Source organism: Bradyrhizobium sp. Gha (assembly GCF_900113735.1).
Lineage (GTDB): Bacteria > Pseudomonadota > Alphaproteobacteria > Rhizobiales > Xanthobacteraceae > Bradyrhizobium.
This window is the reverse complement of sequence record NZ_FOQM01000001.1, coordinates 451186-469259: the sequence shown is the minus strand read 5'-3', so window position 1 is coordinate 469259 and position 18074 is coordinate 451186. Positions and strand designations below refer to the sequence as shown.

General features: G+C 66.9%; 18 protein-coding genes and 1 riboswitch. Of the genes, 10 read left to right on the top strand and 8 right to left on the bottom strand.

What is annotated here, in order from left to right; genetic code table 11:
• Positions 1 to 364 precede the first annotated feature (364 nt).
• Together BM222_RS02290 and BM222_RS02285 are read right to left on the bottom strand one after the other, a co-directional pair.
• Complete coding sequence (locus BM222_RS02290; protein WP_092226642.1) at positions 365 to 985, bottom strand: alpha/beta hydrolase; 621 nt, start codon at positions 983 to 985, stop codon at positions 365 to 367.
• Positions 982 to 1932 carry a ring-cleaving dioxygenase gene (locus BM222_RS02285; protein ID WP_092226641.1) on the bottom strand — a complete coding sequence of 317 codons (951 nt, stop codon included), beginning with the start codon at positions 1930 to 1932 and terminating at the stop codon, positions 982 to 984. The genes BM222_RS02290 and BM222_RS02285 overlap by 4 nt, the downstream gene beginning before the upstream one ends.
• Positions 1933 to 2057: 125 nt before the next feature.
• On the opposite strand from BM222_RS02285, the gene BM222_RS02280 reads away from it, so the two are divergent.
• Positions 2058 to 2981 (top strand): LysR family transcriptional regulator, encoded by a 924-nt coding sequence (locus BM222_RS02280; RefSeq protein ID WP_177242951.1) that lies wholly within the window; start codon positions 2058 to 2060, stop codon positions 2979 to 2981.
• Here BM222_RS02280 and bluB read toward each other — a convergent pair whose 3' ends face one another.
• Genes bluB through cobU form a run of 3 tightly spaced genes read right to left on the bottom strand, consistent with a single transcriptional unit; the run spans position 2982 to position 4906 of the window.
• On the bottom strand, positions 2982 to 3614 hold the full coding sequence (bluB, locus tag BM222_RS02275) for a 5,6-dimethylbenzimidazole synthase (RefSeq protein WP_092226640.1): 633 nt from the start codon (positions 3612 to 3614) through the stop codon (positions 2982 to 2984).
• 3 nt (positions 3615 to 3617) lie between these two features.
• Positions 3618 to 4403 (bottom strand): adenosylcobinamide-GDP ribazoletransferase, encoded by a 786-nt coding sequence (gene cobS / locus BM222_RS02270; RefSeq protein WP_092226639.1) that lies wholly within the window; start codon positions 4401 to 4403, stop codon positions 3618 to 3620.
• A complete protein-coding gene (gene cobU / locus BM222_RS02265; protein WP_092226638.1) occupies positions 4400 to 4906 on the bottom strand; it encodes a bifunctional adenosylcobinamide kinase/adenosylcobinamide-phosphate guanylyltransferase in 507 nt (168 codons plus the stop codon). The genes cobS and cobU overlap by 4 nt, the downstream gene beginning before the upstream one ends.
• A 139-nt stretch (positions 4907 to 5045) precedes the next feature.
• On the opposite strand from cobU, the gene cbiB reads away from it, so the two are divergent.
• The gene (gene cbiB / locus BM222_RS02260; protein ID WP_092226637.1) at positions 5046 to 5969 is read left to right on the top strand and encodes an adenosylcobinamide-phosphate synthase CbiB; all 924 of its coding nucleotides are present in this window, start codon (positions 5046 to 5048) and stop codon (positions 5967 to 5969) included.
• 11 nt (positions 5970 to 5980) lie between these two features.
• Entirely contained in the window at positions 5981 to 6946 is a 966-nt protein-coding gene (gene cobD / locus BM222_RS02255; RefSeq protein ID WP_177242949.1) for a threonine-phosphate decarboxylase CobD, read from the top strand.
• On the opposite strand, the gene BM222_RS02250 is transcribed toward cobD, so the two are convergent.
• A complete protein-coding gene (locus BM222_RS02250; RefSeq protein WP_092226635.1) occupies positions 6935 to 8383 on the bottom strand; it encodes a cobyric acid synthase in 1449 nt (482 codons plus the stop codon). The genes cobD and BM222_RS02250 overlap by 12 nt on opposite strands.
• Before the next feature lie 5 nt (positions 8384 to 8388).
• Positions 8389 to 9084, bottom strand: a complete 696-nt coding sequence (gene cobO / locus BM222_RS02245) for a cob(I)yrinic acid a,c-diamide adenosyltransferase (protein WP_092226634.1) — start codon at positions 9082 to 9084, stop codon at positions 8389 to 8391.
• Between the two features lie 40 nt (positions 9085 to 9124).
• A riboswitch (cobalamin riboswitch) is annotated at positions 9125 to 9343 on the top strand.
• A 96-nt stretch (positions 9344 to 9439) separates the two neighbouring features.
• Here cobO and BM222_RS02240 point away from each other — a divergent pair.
• From BM222_RS02240 to cobJ, 7 genes are read left to right on the top strand one after another with little or no spacing between them, the layout of a single operon-like run.
• The gene (locus tag BM222_RS02240; RefSeq protein ID WP_092226633.1) at positions 9440 to 9814 is read left to right on the top strand and encodes a DUF1636 family protein; all 375 of its coding nucleotides are present in this window, start codon (positions 9440 to 9442) and stop codon (positions 9812 to 9814) included.
• A complete protein-coding gene (cobW, locus tag BM222_RS02235) occupies positions 9811 to 10845 on the top strand; it encodes a cobalamin biosynthesis protein CobW (protein WP_092226632.1) in 1035 nt (344 codons plus the stop codon). The genes BM222_RS02240 and cobW overlap by 4 nt, the downstream gene beginning before the upstream one ends.
• Entirely contained in the window at positions 10845 to 14090 is a 3246-nt protein-coding gene (gene cobN / locus BM222_RS02230) for a cobaltochelatase subunit CobN (RefSeq protein WP_092226631.1), read from the top strand. Before cobW ends, cobN begins: the two co-directional genes overlap by 1 nt.
• On the top strand, positions 14087 to 15247 hold the full coding sequence (cobG, locus tag BM222_RS02225; protein WP_092226822.1) for a precorrin-3B synthase: 1161 nt from the start codon (positions 14087 to 14089) through the stop codon (positions 15245 to 15247). Before cobN ends, cobG begins: the two co-directional genes overlap by 4 nt.
• Positions 15247 to 15876, top strand: coding sequence for a precorrin-8X methylmutase (locus BM222_RS02220; RefSeq protein ID WP_092226630.1), 630 nt, complete (start codon positions 15247 to 15249; stop codon positions 15874 to 15876). Before cobG ends, BM222_RS02220 begins: the two co-directional genes overlap by 1 nt.
• A 2-nt stretch (positions 15877 to 15878) precedes the next feature.
• The gene (locus tag BM222_RS02215; RefSeq protein ID WP_092226629.1) at positions 15879 to 16610 is read left to right on the top strand and encodes a precorrin-2 C(20)-methyltransferase; all 732 of its coding nucleotides are present in this window, start codon (positions 15879 to 15881) and stop codon (positions 16608 to 16610) included.
• Positions 16607 to 17341: a precorrin-3B C(17)-methyltransferase gene (cobJ, locus tag BM222_RS02210; RefSeq protein ID WP_092226628.1), complete on the top strand. Its 735-nt coding sequence runs from the start codon at positions 16607 to 16609 to the stop codon at positions 17339 to 17341. The genes BM222_RS02215 and cobJ overlap by 4 nt, the downstream gene beginning before the upstream one ends.
• On the opposite strand, the gene BM222_RS02205 is transcribed toward cobJ, so the two are convergent.
• A complete protein-coding gene (locus tag BM222_RS02205; protein ID WP_092226627.1) occupies positions 17317 to 18063 on the bottom strand; it encodes a cobalt-precorrin-6A reductase in 747 nt (248 codons plus the stop codon). The genes cobJ and BM222_RS02205 overlap by 25 nt on opposite strands.
• Positions 18064 to 18074 lie beyond the last annotated feature (11 nt).

Here is an 18074-nt window from a genome sequence, read left to right as displayed (position 1 = left end):
TCGACGATGACCGGTTGGATATGAAGTCAAACGGGAAGCAACCTCGAATGTTGCAGGCTAAATGATTGTTTAGGTTCACGAGCGGCTGACCGCCGACGAGTGCGGCCAAACGAAGCTCGCTCCGCGACGCGAATGGAATCAGTTCATCGCAGGGCAAAGCCTTTGCTTCCGCGAATTCATGCTGCGCGGAGTGCGATGGTTCCTAACGAGGTGAGATATAGTCTGAGATCGTCCGGGCCGATCTCCTCGATGCGAACGCGGAGGAGAAGTGGCTCGCTGAGAAGCGGCTGAAGGTTCGTGTTCCGCCCGCAAGGTCGAAAAAAGATCGCGGCGCAGGGTCCGGAAACGATGCGCCGCTGCTCGCTCACGCCGCCTTCGCCTCGACGTCGCTGATCCAACTGCGGGCCAGCGTCACGTCGGCTTGCGACAGCTGATGCCCTGCTGGAAGCACCTTGTGGTCGACGCGCGCTCCCGCTTCGGACAACAACGCCGCAAGCTTCGTCGAATTGCTCGCCGGCACGATCGGATCAGCCTGCCCGGACAACAACAGAACAGGCTCGCCGTTGAGGCTGGCCTCGGGTGGTTCGGACAACGGCACCATGGCCCGCAGCAGGATCGCGCCGGCAAGCACATCCGGCTGCAGCAGCAACAGCGCGGCGGCGATGTTGGCGCCGTTGGAGAAGCCGACCGCAATGGGTGCGGCGATGCCGTAGCGCCTGCGTGAATCCGCGATGAACTCGCCGAGTTCGACCGTGCGCCGGCGCACATCGTCCTCGTCGAACACGCCCTCGGCGAGGCGACGGAAGAAGCGCGGCATGCCGTGCTCGAGTACGCGGCCGCGCGGCGAGAGCAGCGCCGAGCCCGGTGAGATCATCTTGCCGAGCCCGAGCAGGTCGTTCTCGTCGCCGCCGGTGCCGTGCAGCAGCAGGAGCGGAGGGGAGCCCGCGCTGGTCGCGGGCTCGAAACGATGGATGAAGTCGGTCATGAGGCGGTCTCTTCCAGGTTCGGCAGCACGCCCTCGATCTGCCTGCGATGCTGTTCGAGGAAAACAGGCAGCTTCAAATCGCGTCCGAGCGTCTCGACGGGCTCGTCTACGGCGAAGCCGGGGATGTCGGTTGCGATCTCGAACAGCACGCCGCCGGGCTCGCGGAAATAGATCGAGCGGAAGTAGTTGCGGTCGCGCTGCTCGGTCGGATGCAGGCCGTGATTGCTCACGAGCTTTTGCGCCATCCTGCCCTGTTCGGCATCGTCGGCCGCGCGGAAGGCGATGTGGTGCACCGAGCCGCCACCCTGATGCCCGCGCAAAAAGCCCTTGGCCTCGTAGATGTCGACGACGCTGCCGAGGACACTGCCTTGGGCATCGCCTCGTGCCTTGAAGCGGATCACCGAGCCTTCGCGCCCCGTCTCTTCGAAGCCCAATACGTCGGTGAGGACGGCAGCCGTCTTCGCCGCGCTGTCGAGCAGCAGGGTCACGCCATGGAAGCCACGGATGGCATGCTCGGCCGGTACGTCGCCATTGCTCCAGCCGGGCTCGTTCTCCGCGCCTGATATCCCGACCAGCGCGAGCGCCATGCCGTCAGGGTCGGTGAACGGCAGCACGGACTGGCCAAAGCGCTTCTCGAGCGCCTCGTAAGCGATGCCCTTTTCGATGAAGCGCTGCGTCCAGTAACCGAGCGAGCGCTGCGGCACGCGGAACGCAGTCTGATGGGTCTCGCCGACGCCTCGGCGCCCGGGCGACACGCCGGCCCAGGGGAAGAACGTCAGGATCGTGCCGGGGCGGCCGGTCTCGTCGCCGTAATAGAAATGATAGGTGCCGGGATCGTCGAAATTGACCGTCTTCTTGACGAAGCGCAGGCCGAGATCCCTGGTGTAGAATCCGAAATTGCGGATGGGATCGCCGGCGATCGCGGTCACGTGGTGCAGTCCAGACATTGTCGTCCTCCAACTCAGGGGAGCGGTCTTGCTCTGGGTGGAAATATCGTTCCGCTTTGGATTGGAGACAATCCATGCAAGTATGACGTCTATGTCTATGATTTGGAAACAATCGGGGCGGGCCCTTGGATAAGGTCGCCAGCCTCCGCGCCTTCGTGAAGGTGGTCGAAAGTGGCAGCTTTGCCGAGGCCGGCCGGCAGTTGCGGCTATCGCGGTCGGCGATCAGCAAATACATCGCCGACCTCGAGGAGAGCCTCGGCGTCCAGCTCCTGAACCGGACCACCCGCCACGCCAGCCCGACCGAGAACGGCCAGCGCTATTTCGAGCGTGCGGTCGTGATCCTCTCGGAGATCGAGGCCGCCGATCAGGCGGTGACGCAGGCGCAGTCATCGCCGCGGGGACTGTTGCGCGTCAATGCGCCGATGTCGTTCGGCACGATGCGGCTCGGGCCTGTGCTCGCTGACTTCATGGAGGCGTATCCGGAGCTCCAGCTTCAGATCGTGCTCAGCGACGACCTGCTCGATCCCGTGCAGGACGGCTTCGACGTGACACTGCGCATCGCGGAGCTGGAATCCTCGAGCCTGATCGCGCGAAAAATCATGCCGGTGCCGCGCATGATCTGCGCCTCGCCTGATTATCTCGCGCGTCACGGCACACCAAGGCATCCGCAGGATTTTCGTGCGCATGCCTCGCTGACCTATGGCTTCCTGCTGACGGGCAATCAGTGGAAGCTTACAGGCGCCGACGGCGACCACTGGATCCAGCCGGCCTGGTCGCTCTGCGTCAACAATGCGGAGGTGCTGCGCGATGCCGCGATCAAGGGCAGGGGGCTCGCGCTTCTGCCTGATTTCATTGCGGCGGAGGCCTTGCGGACAGGCGCGCTGCGGACGGTGCTGGACGATTATTCGGCACCGCCGCTTTCGCTCTATGCGGTCTATCCGCCGACGCGACATTTGTCGGTGAAGGTGCGGCTGTTCATTGATTTTCTGGTGGAGCGATTTGGGCGGGAGGAGACGGGCGCGGCCAACGCGCGCGCCAGCCCGATCTGACTAGCGCCGTAGCGTGAATTCGCCCGCACCGCGCCGGTGTTCCCACTTCGCCCGTTCGAGCTCGGGCTGATCGCACTCCGCTTCGGGATAGCCGATGCAGAGATAGGCGATGAATTTCCAGGCGGCGGGCACGTCGAGCACGCCGCGGATGTGCTCGGGATCGAGGATCGAGACCCAGCCGAGTCCGATTCCCTCGGCACGCGCGGCGAGCCACATCGCGGTGATCGCGGCGACCACGGAATATTCAGTGGTCTCCGGCATGGTCATGCGGCCGAGGCCGTGGCCGATGTCGCTGGCCTTGTCGGCGAACACGGCGAGATGGCCGGGAGCCTGTTCGAGGCCGGAGAGCTTGAGCGTCGCGTAGCGGCCGGCGCGCTCGCCGGAGTAGCAGTTGAGCGCCTCGGCGTTGCAGGCCTTGAAATCGTCGATCACAGCGCGCCGCCGTACCGCATCATCGACGATGACGAAGCGCCATGGCTGGCTCAGGCCGACGGAGGGCGAGAGGCAGGCCGTCTCGATCAACCGCTCCACGGCGCCGCCTGGCAATGGATCGCTGCGAAAGCGGCGCACATCGCGGCGCCACACGAAGAGCTCGCGCAATTGCCGGCGGAAGGTGTCGTCGAACGCGGCCATGATCTATCCTGCCGTGTGAAGGAAGGCGGCGGCGACCAGCAGGATCAGGATCTCTCCGACCTGTTCGAACGCGCCGAGGATGTCGCCGGTCTGTCCGCCGATCTGACGGATGGCGAGCCGCGCCAGGATCAGCCCGGCCAGCGACAGCAGGACCAGGCCGACCAGCGCCTTGGCCGGCCCGAGCGCCAGCGCCAGAACGAGGGTTCCAACCGCGAACGCGATGGCCACGCTGCGGCCCGGCGGCGATCCGGCGCTTGCCGACAATCCGTCTGGCCGCGCCGGCGGCACGAGCGACATGAAGGCAGGCACGCCCGCGCGCGCCGCGGCATGTGCCGCGATCAATGCGAGCATCACGCTCCACGGACTGGCGATCGCGGCAAGCGCGCTCCAGCGCAGAGCGAACGACAGGATCAGCGCGCAGACGCCGTAGCTGCCGATCCGGCTGTCGCGCATGATCTCGAGCTTGCGCTGGCGCGTCCGGCCGCCGCCGAGACCGTCGGCGGTGTCGGCGAGCCCGTCCTCGTGCAGCGCGCCGGTGATGAGGGCCGTCGCGGCCAATGTGAGCAAGGCGGCGAGGTTGGGCGCGAGGCCAAGGCGGGTCGCGATCTTGTAGGGCAGTGCGCTCGCAAGCCCCACCAGCAATCCCGCGATCGGCAGCGCCCAGGTTGCGCGTGCGATGGCGCCGTCGCCTGCCGGTTTCGACGAGGCCATCGGCACGATCGTCACGAACGACGCAGCGATCCTGAGATCAGCGACGACGTCTTTCAGGATGTCGGCGCGCGGCGTCATTTCAGCTTCATCGGCAGGCCGGCGACCACGAACTCGACCTTGTCGGCGACACCAGCCATTGTCTGGTTCATGATGCCGGCGGCATCGCGATAGCTGCGGGCCAGCGCGTTCTCCGGCACGATGCCAAGTCCGACCTCGTTGGTGACAAGGATCACGGGGCTCTTGAGACGGGGCAGGGCGGCGGCGAGCTCGCTCACCTCGCGCTCCCAATCGCGCTTCGCGTGCATGAGGTTGGAGAGCCACAGTGTCAGACAGTCCACCAGTCTTGCGCCGCCGCCATCGCTTGCGATGAGCGCTGGCACGAGATCGAGCGCCGCCTCGCGCTCGATCCAGCCGGTTCCGCGTCGCGCGCGATGCCCAGCGATGCGTGCTTCCATCTCGGTATCGAGCGCCTCGGCCGTCGCGATGTAGATCGGCGGCTGTTCCGGAAAGCTGCGCGCAAGCGCTTCCGCGCGGACGCTCTTGCCCGATCGCGCTCCGCCCGTGATCAAGATGACGGCCATCAAAGTCTCCTGGGGTCCTGACTAATCACCAATCGCGGCCAAAGACAAAGCCGAAATCAGGCGGCGAGGGGCTTGCGCTCGCCCCCTGCTTTGCGCAACAGGGGCGGGACGGGAGGCGGGTGTGGGCTTTGCAGGCGCTATGGTGGTGGCGATGGCGGTAGATGCCCTCATGGGCTGGCCCTCGCCGCTATTTGCACGAATCGGCCATCCCGTGACCTGGCTGGGCCGGCTCATCGCTGCCATCGACAGTGGCTGGAATCGCGCGTCTGATCCGCCGGGCCTCCGCCGCGCGGCAGGCCTTGCCGGCGCGTTTCTCGTGATTGCGATCGCGGTTGTGCTCGGTCGGGTGCTCCAGTCCGCGCTTGCCTCGGGCTGGATCCAGATCGTGCTGGTCGGCATCCTGGCCTGGCCGCTGGTGGCGCTGCGCTCCCTGCATGATCATGTCGCCGCGGTCGCCGATCCTCTGCTGGGCGGTGACATCGCTGCGGCGCGCGGAGCCGTGTCGCGCATCGTCGGCCGCGATCCGGCTGCGCTCGATGAGGCCGGTATCGCACGTGCGGCGATCGAGAGCCTGGCCGAAAACGCCTCTGACGGCATCGTCGCGCCGGTGTTCTGGGGCGCGCTGTTCGGCCTGCCGGGAATCCTCGGCTACAAGGCGATCAACACGCTGGACTCCATGATCGGCCATCGCAGCGAACGCCACCAAGCGTTCGGCTGGGCCGCCGCCCGCATCGACGATGTCGCCAACTTCGTTCCGGCACGCCTGACCGGGTTTCTCTTCGTGCTGCTCGCGCCGCGGCGATCGGAGGCGCTGTCGTGCATGACGCGCGATGCGCGGCGCCATCGCTCGCCCAATGCCGGCTGGCCGGAGGCGGCGATGGCCGGCGCGCTCGGCGTGCGCCTCAGCGGCCCCCGGATCTATCACGGCTGCGCGACCGACGAGCCCTGGCTCAACGACGGCGCGCGCGATCCGCAGGCCTCCGACATCATCGAGGGATTGACGGTCTACCGCCGCGCCATGCTGCTGCTCGCAGGCGTCCTTGCGGTCCTCGCCTTCGCGTGAAAGAACAGGGCATGCGCGAGCACGGTGGAAATCTCGATCTGGCCCAGCAGCGTTTTGGCGGACGCGCTGAAGACTGGATCGATCTGTCGACCGGAATCAACCGGCGGCCTTATCCCGTGGGCGAGATATCAGCACGTCATTGGCAGGCTTTGCCGTCGCGATCCGAGATCGAGGCGCTGCACCAGGCGGCTCAACGCGCCTATGGCACGATCGCGCCCGTTGTCGCGACGGGCGGTGCGCAGGCCGCCATTCAACTGCTGCCGCAGCTCGCGCCGCGCGGACGGGCGCGCATCCTCGGGCCGACCTACAACGAATATGCCGCCGTGCTGTCGGCCGCGGGATGGGAGGTCGAGGAGGTCGGGGAGCTCGATGCGCTCGCCGGAGCGAGCCTCGCCATCGTGGTCAATCCCAACAATCCCGACGGGCGCCGTGCCTCGTCGAAGGAATTGCTCGCGCTGTTGCCGCGCGTCGGTCATCTCGTCGTCGACGAGAGTTTTGCCGATGCTGTTCCCGAGCTCTCGCTCACTTCGGAAGCGGGGCGACCGGGGCTCTTGATCCTGCGCTCGTTTGGCAAGTTTTACGGGCTTGCCGGCCTCCGGCTCGGGTTCTCGATTGGCCATGCGACTGACATCGCCAAGCTCGCGGCAGCATCAGGTCCGTGGCCTGTGTCAGGCGCGGCGATCGCGATCGGCTGCCGCGCCTTGCGCGATGATGCCTGGGCCAAGGCGACGTCGGCGCGGCTCGTACGTGACGGCGCTCGCCTCGACGACATGGTGCAGTCGCAAGGCTGGCGGCTCCTCGGTAGTGCGCCGCTGTTTCGCCTCTATGAAACACCTGATGGGCGTGCCGCGCAGGAGAAGCTCGCGCGCAACCAAATCTGGTCGCGCGTCTTCGCGCAAGATCGGACCTGGTTGCGCCTCGGTCTTCCGGGCGCCGAGTCCGAATGGAGGCGCCTCGCCGAAGTGTTAGCGCGCTAACCCGAGCAGGCCTTCGACGCCGAGGTGCTTTTCGATGTGATCGGCCAGCGCATCGAGCGCGCTCTCGACCCGGGCGCCATACGGTTCCTCGCCCGAGGGAATGTCGAGCCGTGCAAGAAATGCCTTGCGGAACTCGTCCGACGTGAACAGGCCATGCAGATAGCTGCCTTGCACGCGCCCATCGCGCGAGATCGCGCCTTCGAGCTCGCCATTCAGCCTGGCGAATGGACGGGCACGATCAGGCCCGTCGGTACGGCCGATGTGGATTTCATAAGCGTGGATCGGTTGATCGGTCGCCGCGTGCACAGCCGCGACACGTGTCAGCGTCTTCTGCGGGCTCATCAGCGTTTCCACATCCAACAGCCCGAGGCCGGGCGTGTCGCCCGCAGGACCTTCGATGCCGCCGGGATCGGCAACGCTGCGTCCGAGCATCTGATAGCCGCCGCAGAGGCCGAGCACATGGCCGCCCCTGCGGTGATGCGCGAGCAGGTCGATGTCCCAGCCCTGCGCGCGCAGGAACGCGAGGTCGCCACGCGTGGACTTTGAGCCGGGGATGATGACGAGACGCGCGTCGCCTGGAATGGCTTCGCCCGGACGCACCATCACGAGATCGACTGAAGGCTCGAGCTTCAGCGGATCGAGATCGTCGAAATTGGCGATCCGCGACAATGCGAGGCAGGCGATCTTGCGCTGGCCCGGCTTGCGGGCATCGCTCAGGCCCAGCGCATCTTCGGCCGGCAACTCGCCGGCCCGTGCGAACCAGGGCAGTACGCCAAAGCCGCGCCACGCGGTCCTTTGCTCGATCAGTCGGTAGCCGTCATCGAACAGCGTGGGATCGCCGCGGAACTTGTTGATGACAAAACCCTGGATCATCGCGGCATCGTCGGGTTCGATGACCGTCTTGATGCCGACGAGCTGGGCGATGACGCCGCCACGGTCGATGTCGCCGACCAGCACGACGGCGACGTCGGCCTTGCGGGCAAAACCCATGTTGGCGATATCGGCCTTGCGCAGGTTCACCTCGGCGGGGCTGCCGGCGCCTTCGACCAGCACCAGATCGCTGCGCGCCTTCAACCGCTCAAAGCTCTCCAGCACCGCGTCCATCAGCTGTGGCTTCATCGCCGCATAGTCGCGCGCTCGCGCGGTTGCGATGCGCTTGCCATGCACGATGACTTGCGCGCCGACATCGGTCTCGGGTTTCAGCAGCACAGGGTTCATGTCCGTGTGCGGCTCGACGCCCGCGGCGAGCGCCTGCAGCGCCTGGGCGCGGCCGATCTCGCCGCCATCGACGGTGACGGCGGCATTGTTCGACATGTTCTGCGGCTTGAACGGGAGCACGCGCAAGCCGCGCCGCGTAAACGCGCGCGCGAGGCCGGCGACGATGAGCGACTTGCCCACGTCCGAACCGGCCCCCTGGATCATCAGCGCGCGTGCCATCTCGTTCAGAACTCGACGCCGGCCTGCGCCTTGATGCCGGAGCGGAACGGATGTTTCACCAGCGTCATCTCGGTGACGAGGTCGGCGATCTCGATCAGCTCGTCCTTGGCGTTGCGCCCGGTGAGCACGACATGCGTCATCGGCGGCTTCGATGTCTTGAGGAAATCGACGATCTCGGCGATGTCGAGATAATCGTAGCGCAGCGCGATGTTGATCTCATCGAGCACGACCATGCGCAGATTGGAATCGAGAATCAGCTCCTTTGCCTTCTCCCAGCCGGCGCGCGCAGCCGCGATGTCGCGCGTGCGGTCCTGCGTCTCCCAGGTGAAGCCTTCGCCCATGGCGTGGAACTGGCACAGTTCGCCGAAGTGGCCGGTGAGCAGGCGTCGTTCGCCGGTATCCCAGGCGCCCTTGATGAACTGCACGACGGCGCAGGGGAAGCCATGGGCGACGCAGCGCACGATCATGCCGAAGGCGGACGACGATTTGCCCTTCCCGGCGCCGGTGTGGACGATGATGAGGCCCTTTTCGCCGCTCTTGGTCGCCATGATCTTGTCGCGGGCGACCTTGATCTTCGCCATTTTTGCGGCGTGCTTCGCATCGGTCTTGGCTTGGGTCTTGGCCTGGGTCTTGGCCTGGGCCTTGGCCTGGGTCTTGGCGTCGGTTTCGTCGGCCGTTTGGCGATCCGGTTCAGGCGTCATCTGACAGGGTCCTTCGGCTTGACAAGTGGCGGCCGGGGGCAAATGGTGGCCCGGCGTTGGTTCCTGTCCTATGACAGGCGAAGAGGGAATGCGATAGGGTCCGAATCGGCAAGATTTTGGTCCAAAATGCAGCCGCCCCCGCGACCGTGACCGGAGAGATGCCCAAGGCCACTGATCCCCCAAGGATCGGGAAGGCGGGGATCGAAGGGCAAAGCCCTGCTCCGCAAGCCGGGAGACCTGCCAGCGCGGACGATTTTTGGACCGGCGGACGGGGTGTTCCGCGACGGGGAAACGAGCCTTCGCAAGAACGGTTCGTGGGCCTCTTCGCCTCCCGCCGATACTTCTGGAAGAGGCGATGACCGTCACACTGCACGTCTGCATCACCTGCCGCGCCGGCCAGACGCTAGGCGAAGGCGAGGTCACGCCCGGCAAGCGTCTGCATGGCGCGATCCTCGAGGCCGGTGTTCCCGACGGCGTCAAACTGATTCCCGTCGAATGCCTCTCTGCATGTAGCCAGGGTTGCTCGGTCGCGCTCAGCGCGCCCGGCCGCTGGTCGTATGTCTATGGCCGGCTCTCGGATGCCAACGCGCAGGACGTCGTCGCCGGCGCCGCCGCGTATGCCGCCGCGCCCGATGGACTCGTGCCTTGGCGCAGCCGTCCTGAAATCTTCCGCAAGCAATCGCTTGCCCGCATTCCCCCCATTGTCGCGTTGCCGGAGGCCGCCGAATGAACTCGCTCGCAAAAGTCCCGGTGACTGTCGTCACCGGCTTTCTCGGCTCCGGCAAGACGACGTTGATTCAGCATCTGCTCAGCAATCCCAATGGCAAGAAGCTCGCCGTGCTCGTCAACGAGTTCGGCAGCGAGGGTGTCGACGGCGAGATCCTGAAGTCCTGCGCCGACGAGAACTGTCCGGAAGAGAACATCGTCGAGCTCGCCAATGGCTGCATCTGCTGCACCGTTGCCGACGATTTCATTCCGACCATGGAGAAGTTGCTCGCTCGCCCCGTGAAGCCCGATCACATCCTGATCGAGACCTCGGGCCTGGCATTGCCGAAACCGCTGCTGAAAGCATTCGACTGGCCCGAGATCCGCTCGCGCATCACCGTGGACGGTGTGATCGCGCTCGCCGATGCCGAGGCTGTCGCCGCCGGCCGTTTTGCGCCGGACCCGGATGCCGTCGAAGCGCAACGCGCGGCCGACGAGAATCTCGATCACGAGACGCCGCTGTCGGAGGTGTTCGAGGATCAGATCGCCTGCGCCGACATCGTGCTGCTCACCAAGGCTGATCTTGCGGGTGCTGCGGGCATCGAGACCGCCAAGGCCGCGATCACGGCCGAGATGCCGCGCCGCGTGCCGATGCTGCCGATCACCGATGGTGCGATCGATTCGCGCGTCATCCTCGGGCTCGGCGCTGCCGCCGAGAACGATCTTGCCGCGCGTCCTTCGCATCACGATGGCGAGGAGGACCACGAGCACGATGATTTCGCCTCTCTCGTGATCGATCTTCCCGAGATTGCTGACGTCGATGCGTTGGTCGCATCGGTCCAGAAGCTGGCGCGCGAGCAGAACGTGCTGCGCGCCAAGGGCTACATCGCGGTCGCGGGCAAGCCGATGCGGCTGCTGCTGCAAGCGGTCGGCGAGCGCGTGCGCCACCAGTTCGACAGGCCCTGGGGCGCAGGTCTCAGGCAATCAAAGCTCGTCGTGATCGGCGAGCACGGCGATATCGACGAGGCTGCGATCAAGGCGGGATTGGGAGTCTGATGCACGTCGTCTTCCGCGAGAGCCGCGGCTTGGAGGAGACCGCGACGCCAAGGGACATCGGCCAGGACCCGGCCGATCTCGTGGTGCTCTCGTTCTCGGATTCCGACCTTGCCGCCTTTGCAGCCGGCTGGCGGCGTGGCCGTGACAGCCTGCCCTCGTTGCGGCTCGCCAATCTCGCGGAATTACGCCATCCGCTCTCGGTCGACACCTATATCGAGCGCACACTTTCGCAGGCGCGTGGCATTCTGGTGCGCTTGATTGGAGGCGAGTCTTATTGGGCCTACGGGCTCGCGGCACTCCGGCAACTGGCAAAAGATCGCAATATCGTCCTCGCCGTGCTGCCGGCCGATGGCCGCGACGACATCAGGCTCGATGCTTATTCGACTTTGCCGGTCTCGACGCTGCGCCGGCTCAAGGTGCTGTGCGACACCGGCGGTCCCGTTGCGGCGCAGGCGGCGATTGCGCAGCTCGCGCTGGCCTCGGGTCTCTATGCCGGGCCCGTCGTCGGCGAAATGACCGTGCCCGAGATGGGTTTTTACGATTCCGCGCGGGGCGTGACCGCTGCGCCGGTCGCGAGCGGGGGGAAGCCGTCCGCGCTGGTGACGTTCTATCGCTCTTACCTCACTGCCGCGGACACGCGGCCGATCGACGAGTTGATTGCTGCGCTGCGCGAGAAGGGGTTTGACGCGTATGGCGTGTTCGTCACCTCGCTGAAGGCCGCGGGCGTCGCTGACTGGCTGCGAGACCATCTCGCCAGGAATTCGCCTGCCGCGATCGTCAACGCCACGGCGTTCTCGGCGAGGGGCGACGACGGCACGACGCCATTCGATTCCGCGCTCTGTCCCGTGTTCCAGGTCGCGCTCTCATCGGCGCAGCGCGAGGATTGGGCGGACTCGCTGCGCGGACTGTCACCCGGCGACCTCGCCATGCATGTGGTGCTGCCCGAGGTCGACGGCCGCCTGTTTGCGGGCGTGGTAAGTTTCAAATCGGCAGGGATGCGCGATCCCGATCTGCAGTTCTCGCATCTGGCTCATCGGCCGGATGAGGAGCGCGTGAGGGCCGTTGCGGCACGTGTTGCGGCCTGGCATCGGCTGGCCAAGAAGCCCGCTGCCGAGAAGCAGCTGGCGATCGTGCTTTCGAACTATCCGGGACGTCCGCACCAGATCGCACATGCGGTTGGTCTCGATGCGCTGGCCTCGGTCGAAGCCTTGGCGTCTGATCTTGCCGATGGTGGCTTCAACGTTTCGCCCGTCGCAGCGCTTGGCGAGAGGCTGATCAAGCAAAAATTGACGTGGAGCGTCGCCGATTACCGCGCGGCGCTTTCGCGCCTGCCGCGAGTCTTGCAGGACGATCTCGCGCAAGCCTGGGGCGCGCCGGAGAACGATCCGAGCTGCCGTGACGGCGCGTTCCACTTCGCCGCAATCCCGTGCGGCCGATCGATCATCGCAGTCCAGCCCGAGCGCGGCGATGCGGCTACGCGCGATTCCGACTATCACGATCTCGCCCGCACACCCCGCCATGCCTATGTCGCGTTCTATCTCTGGCTCCGCGGGCAGGGGATCGACGCCGTCGTGCACATGGGCGCGCATGGCACTCTTGAATGGCTGCCGGGGAAATCCGTGGCGCTGTCCTCACACTGCTGGCCGGAAGCGCTAGTCGGCGATCTGCCCGTCATCTATCCCTTCATCGTCAACGATCCCGGCGAGGCCGCGCAGGCCAAGCGGCGCGTGGGTGCTATCACCATCGGCCATCTGCCGCCGCCGCTGGAACGATCCGCGGTGCCTGACGGCTTGCGCCGGCTCGAACGTCTGCTCGACGAATATTCGACCGCCGATGGTCTCGATCCCGCGCGTCGCCAGCGCCTGATCGCGGCGATCCGCGAGGAGGCGCGTGCGGCGGGTCTCGAAGACGATCTCGGCCTGGACGCATCGGCCGCTCCGGCTGAAGCCATCCCGCGCATCGATCGCTTTGTCTGTGATCTCAAGGAAAGCCAATTCGGCGCCGGCCTGCATGTGTTCGGCCGCGGCGCCTGCGGCGACGCCGAGCGGGATGCGCTGCGCGCGGCGCTCGCAGGCCAGCGAATCGCGTCGGGCCCATCAGGCTCGCCGTATCGTGGGCGGCAGGACGTCATGCCGACGGGGCGCAATCTCTTCGCCGTCGATCCCCGCGCGGTGCCGACACCGTCGGCGCATGCGCAGGGGATCAAACTCGCCGAAGAGCTGCTGCGCCGTCACCTGCAGGATCACGGCGATTGGCCGAAGGGTCTGGTCGTCGATCTCTGGGGCTCGGCGACCATGCGCACTGCGGGCGAGGAATTCGCGATGGCGCTGCATCTCGCCGGTCTCGCGCCGCGCTGGGATCATGCCTCCGGCCGCGTCACGGGCTACGACATCATCGCGCCGGCCGAGCTCGGCCGTCCCCGCATCGACCTCACGCTGCGCGTCTCGGGCCTGTTCCGCGACGTCTTCTCAGGCCTTGCCCAGATGTTCGAAGCCGCCACCGAGGCGCTCGCATCGCGTGAGGAGGGCGAGGAGAATCCGTATCGCCACCGCGCCTCCCGCGTGTACGCGCCGCGCCCTGGACAATACGGCGTCGGCGTTTCGGCGATCCCCGATGCCTTCTCGCCCGAGACGCGCGATGCCGCCGGTGAAGCCTGGCTGTCGGCCTCGTCGTGGGCGTTCTCCGCCGATGGCGAGATCAAGCCGGATCGCGCGGGCATCGAGCAGCGGCTCGCCTCCGCCGATGCGTTCGTTCACCTCCAGGATCTGCCGGAGACCGATCTGCTGCACGCCGCCGACTATGCCGCGCATGAGGCCGGCATCGCCGCGGCGGCGGCGCATCTCGGCGCAGCAGGGCCATCGCTCTATCACCTCGACACCACGCGCCCCGACGAGCCACACGCGCGTACGCTGACCGAAGAAATCTCCCGCGTCGTGCGCGCCCGCGCCACCAATCCGGCCTGGATCGCCGGCATGATGCGGCACGGTTTTCGCGGCGCGGCCGAGGTCACTGCGACGCTGGAGCACATGGCGGCCTTCGCCCATCTCGCCGGCGCCGTGCCGCCGCATCTGTTCGATCTCTATTATGACGCGACGCTCGGCGACGCCGATGTCCGCGCCTTCATGGCGCGCGAAAATCCATCGGCACTCGCAGCGATGGAGACCTGCTTCACCCGCCTGCACGAGGCCTCGCTGTGGCGAACGCGCCGCAATTCGATCGCGGCCGCGCTGAAGGAGGCCTCATGAGCGTGGCGTCAGTGAAGGGCTGGTGCCCCGGTGCGATCAGGCCGATGCAATCGGGCGACGGGCTCGTGGTCCGCGTGCGCCCGTTCGGCGGCCGGCTCGACGCGGAACAGGCCGCCGGGCTCGCGCGTCTCGCCGAGCGCCATGGCAATGGTCTGATCGACGTGACCAGCCGCGCCAATCTCCAGATCCGAGGCGTCAGCGAGAGCAGCCATCGGCGGCTGCTCGATGGTCTCGCACAGCTGGCGCTGCTGGACCCTGACGCCGATACCGAATCCCGGCGCAACATCCTGGTCACCCCGTTCTGGCGCGGCGGCGACGAAACCCAGGCGCTCGTCGCAGAGCTCGAAGAGGCGCTGGCGGACTCTGCACTCGCGTTGCCGACCAAATTCGGCTTCGCCATCGATGACGGCACCTCGCGCGTGCTCGCGGGCAATTCCGCCGATGTGCGGATCGAGCGTGACACTGCTGGCGGTCTCATGGTGCGCGCCGACGGCGCAAGGTTCGGCCGCAGCGTCGCGCGCGGCGAAGCGGTGACCACCGCACTTGCTGTCGCTCGCTGGTTTATCGCCTCCGGCGTCAGGGATGGTCGCGGGCGGATGGCAACGCATCTTGCCGCGGGCGCAAAACTGCCTGAGGCGCTGCGCGGCGAGGCGGAGCCTGCGCCGATCATGGCAGCTGTGCACCCCGGTCTCTATCCGCAAGGGGCGATGGTCGGGATCGCCTTCGGGCAGATGCCGCATACGACCCTCGATCAGCTCTCCGGCTGCGGGCATGCGCTGCGGATGACGCCGTGGCGGATGGTTTTGAGCGAGGGCGAGCGGACGATGCCATCAGCTTCAGGCCTCATCACCGAGGCTTACGATCCGGCGCTGCGCGTCATCGCCTGCAGCGGCGCGCCGCGCTGCCGCGAGGCCCACGCCGACACCCGCGCGCTGGCCGCGGCGCTTGCGCCTGATATCGGGGCGGCTGCCCAGCTGCACGTCTCCGGCTGCGCCAAGGGCTGCGCCCATTCCGGCGCCGCCGCGATCACGCTGGTGGCGACGGCGACCGGGTTCGATCTCGTGCGCGGCGGCTCGACCCATGACGAGCCGATCCTGCGTGGGCTCGACCGCGACGACATGATCAGCAACCCCTCGATCCTGATGCGAGGGCACTGATGCCGCATACTTACGAGACGGATGGCGCTGCGATCTATCGGCAATCCTTTGCGACCATCAGGGCCGAGGCCGATCTGGGGCGCTTCACCGCAGACGAAGAACAGGTCGTGGTGCGGATGATCCACGCCGCCGGCATGGTTGGTCTCGAAGCGCATGTCCGCTTCACGCCTGGCATGGCGACCGCCGCGCGCGCGGCCTTGCAGAAGGGCGCGCCGATCCTGTGCGATGCGCGCATGGTGTCCGAAGGCATTACGCGCGCGCGACTGCCCGCGGCCAACGCGGTGATCTGCACGCTTGGCGACGAGGCCGTTCCTGCGCTGGCGCAGTCGATGCGCAACACGCGCTCGGCCGCGGCGCTGGAGCTGTGGCGCCCGCATCTCGACGGCGCGATCGTCGCGATCGGCAATGCGCCCACGGCGTTGTTTCATCTGCTCAACATGCTCGAGGACCGCGACTGCCCGCGGCCGGCGGCCATCATCGGCTGTCCGGTCGGTTTCGTCGGCGCGGCCGAATCCAAGGCCGCGCTGATGGCCGATCCGCCCGTGCCGGCGCTGACGGTCGAAGGCCGCCTCGGCGGCTCCGCGATCACGGTCGCTGCCGTGAACGCGCTTGCGAGCCGGAGCGAATAGAGATGGGACGCATCATCTGCTGCGGTCTCGGACCCGGTGATCCTGATCTGATGAGCGTGCGCGCCGATCGTACCGTGCGCGGCGCGAAGCACGTCGCCTATTTCCGCAAGAAGGGCAGGCCGGGCCAGGCGCGGCGCATCGTCGAGGGGATGCTGGCCGCCGACGTCACCGAATACGCAATGGAATATCCGGTGACCACGGAAATCGCGTTCGATAGCCCGGACTATCTCCCGCTGCTATCAGGCTTCTACGACGAATGGGCCGAACGCCTGGCGCGGCTCTCGCGCGCCGTCGACGTCATCGTGCTGTGCGAGGGCGATCCTTATTTCTACGGCTCCTTCATGCATCTGCACACGCGCCTGCAGGGCCGAGTCGAGATCGAGGTGGTCGCCGGCATTCCCGGCATGGTCGGCTGCTGGAACGGCGTGGGACAGCCGATCGCGCTCGGCGACGACGTGACGACGGTGCTGATGGGCACGCTGGCCGAAGAGGAGCTCGTACGGCGCATGCGCGATTCCGATGCGCTCGTGATCATGAAGACTGGCCGCAATCTCGCGAAAGTGCGCAGCGCGCTTGCATCCGCTTGCCGGCTGGACGATGCCTGGCTGGTCGAGCGTGGCACCATGCCCGGCGAGCGCGTGGTGCGGCTTTCCGAGATCGATGCCGCTGAGTGTCCTTACTTCGCGATCGTGCTCGTGCACGGTAAGGGCCGGCATCCGGACGCCGCCGAATGAGTGGCACGCTGACCATCGCGGGCCTCGGCCCTGGCAGTGACGCGCTGGTGACGCCGGAGGTCTCCACCGCGCTTGCTACCGCGACTGACATCCTGGGCTATGCGCCTTACGTTTCGCGCGTGGCGCCGCGGCCCGGGCTCACCCTGCATCCGTCCGATAATCGCGCGGAACTTCAACGGGCCGCCGAGGCTCTGCGGCTCGCGGCCGATGGCGGCGAGGTGGTTGTCGTCTCCTCCGGCGACCCCGGCGTCTTCGCGATGGCCTCCGCCGTGTTCGAAGCGCTCGAACTGGCGCCGCAATATCAGGACCTGCCGATTCGCGTGCTCCCGGGGATCACCGCGATGCTGGCGGCGGCGGCGCGCGCCGGCGCGCCACTCGGCCACGATTTCTGCGCGATCAATCTCTCCGACAATCTCAAACCATGGGCGGTGATCGAGAAGCGGCTGCGGCTCGCCGCGGAAGCTGATTTTTCGATCGCGATGTACAATCCCCGCTCGGCGAGCCGGCCGGACGGATTTGGCCGCGCGCTCGCGGTGTTGAAGGACGCCGGCTGCGGTGAGCGCCTCGTGATCTTCGCGCGAGCGATCAGCGCTCCCGACGAAAAGATCGTGACGCTTACGCTAGACGATGCGACGCCGGAGATGGCCGACATGCGCACGCTCGTCATCGTCGGCAATTCGCAGACGCGCCGTGTCGGCCGCTGGGTCTATGCGCCGAGGCAGGTCCGATGATCGAGCCACTCCATCACCTCGGCGACGCTCTCGACCCGCAGCCGCTCAGGCAATTGCGGCCGCGAGATCATGATCACGGGCAGGCCAAGCCTGCGCGCGGCGTCGATCTTGGCGTGGGCGCCGTCGCCGCCGGAGTTGCGGGCGACGATCCATGCGATGCCGCGTGTGCGCAGCATCTCCAGCTCGCCCTCGAACGTGAATGGCCCGCGCGATACGATGACATCGGCCGCGAAGGGCAAGGGCGCTTCGGGCGGGTCGACGAACCGCAGCGTGTAGGCATGCTGCGGCTTCGCCGCGAACGGCGCGATGTGCTGGCGGCCGATGGCGAGAAAGACGTTTGCCGGCGCTTCGGGCAGTGCAGCGGCCGCGGCATTGACGTCGCTGACCTCAATCCAGATGTCGCCGGGCGTTTTGCTCCAGGGCGCGCGCTCCAGCGCGATCAGGGGCGTGCCGGTCTCAGCGCAGGCTTCGATGGCGTGCCGGCTCATCTCGGCCGCGAAGGGATGCGTGGCGTCGATCACATGGGTTATGCGTTCGCGCTTGATGTAGCCGGCAAGGCCGCTCACGCCGCCAAACCCGCCGATGCGGGTCGGCAGCGGCTGATCCGCCGGGACCCGCGTGCGGCCGCCATAGGAATACACCGCGTCAATGCCTGCGCGCACGATCTCCGCGGCGAGCACGTTCGCATCGGCAATTCCGCCCAGAATGAGGGCGCGCGTCATGGCTGATTCCT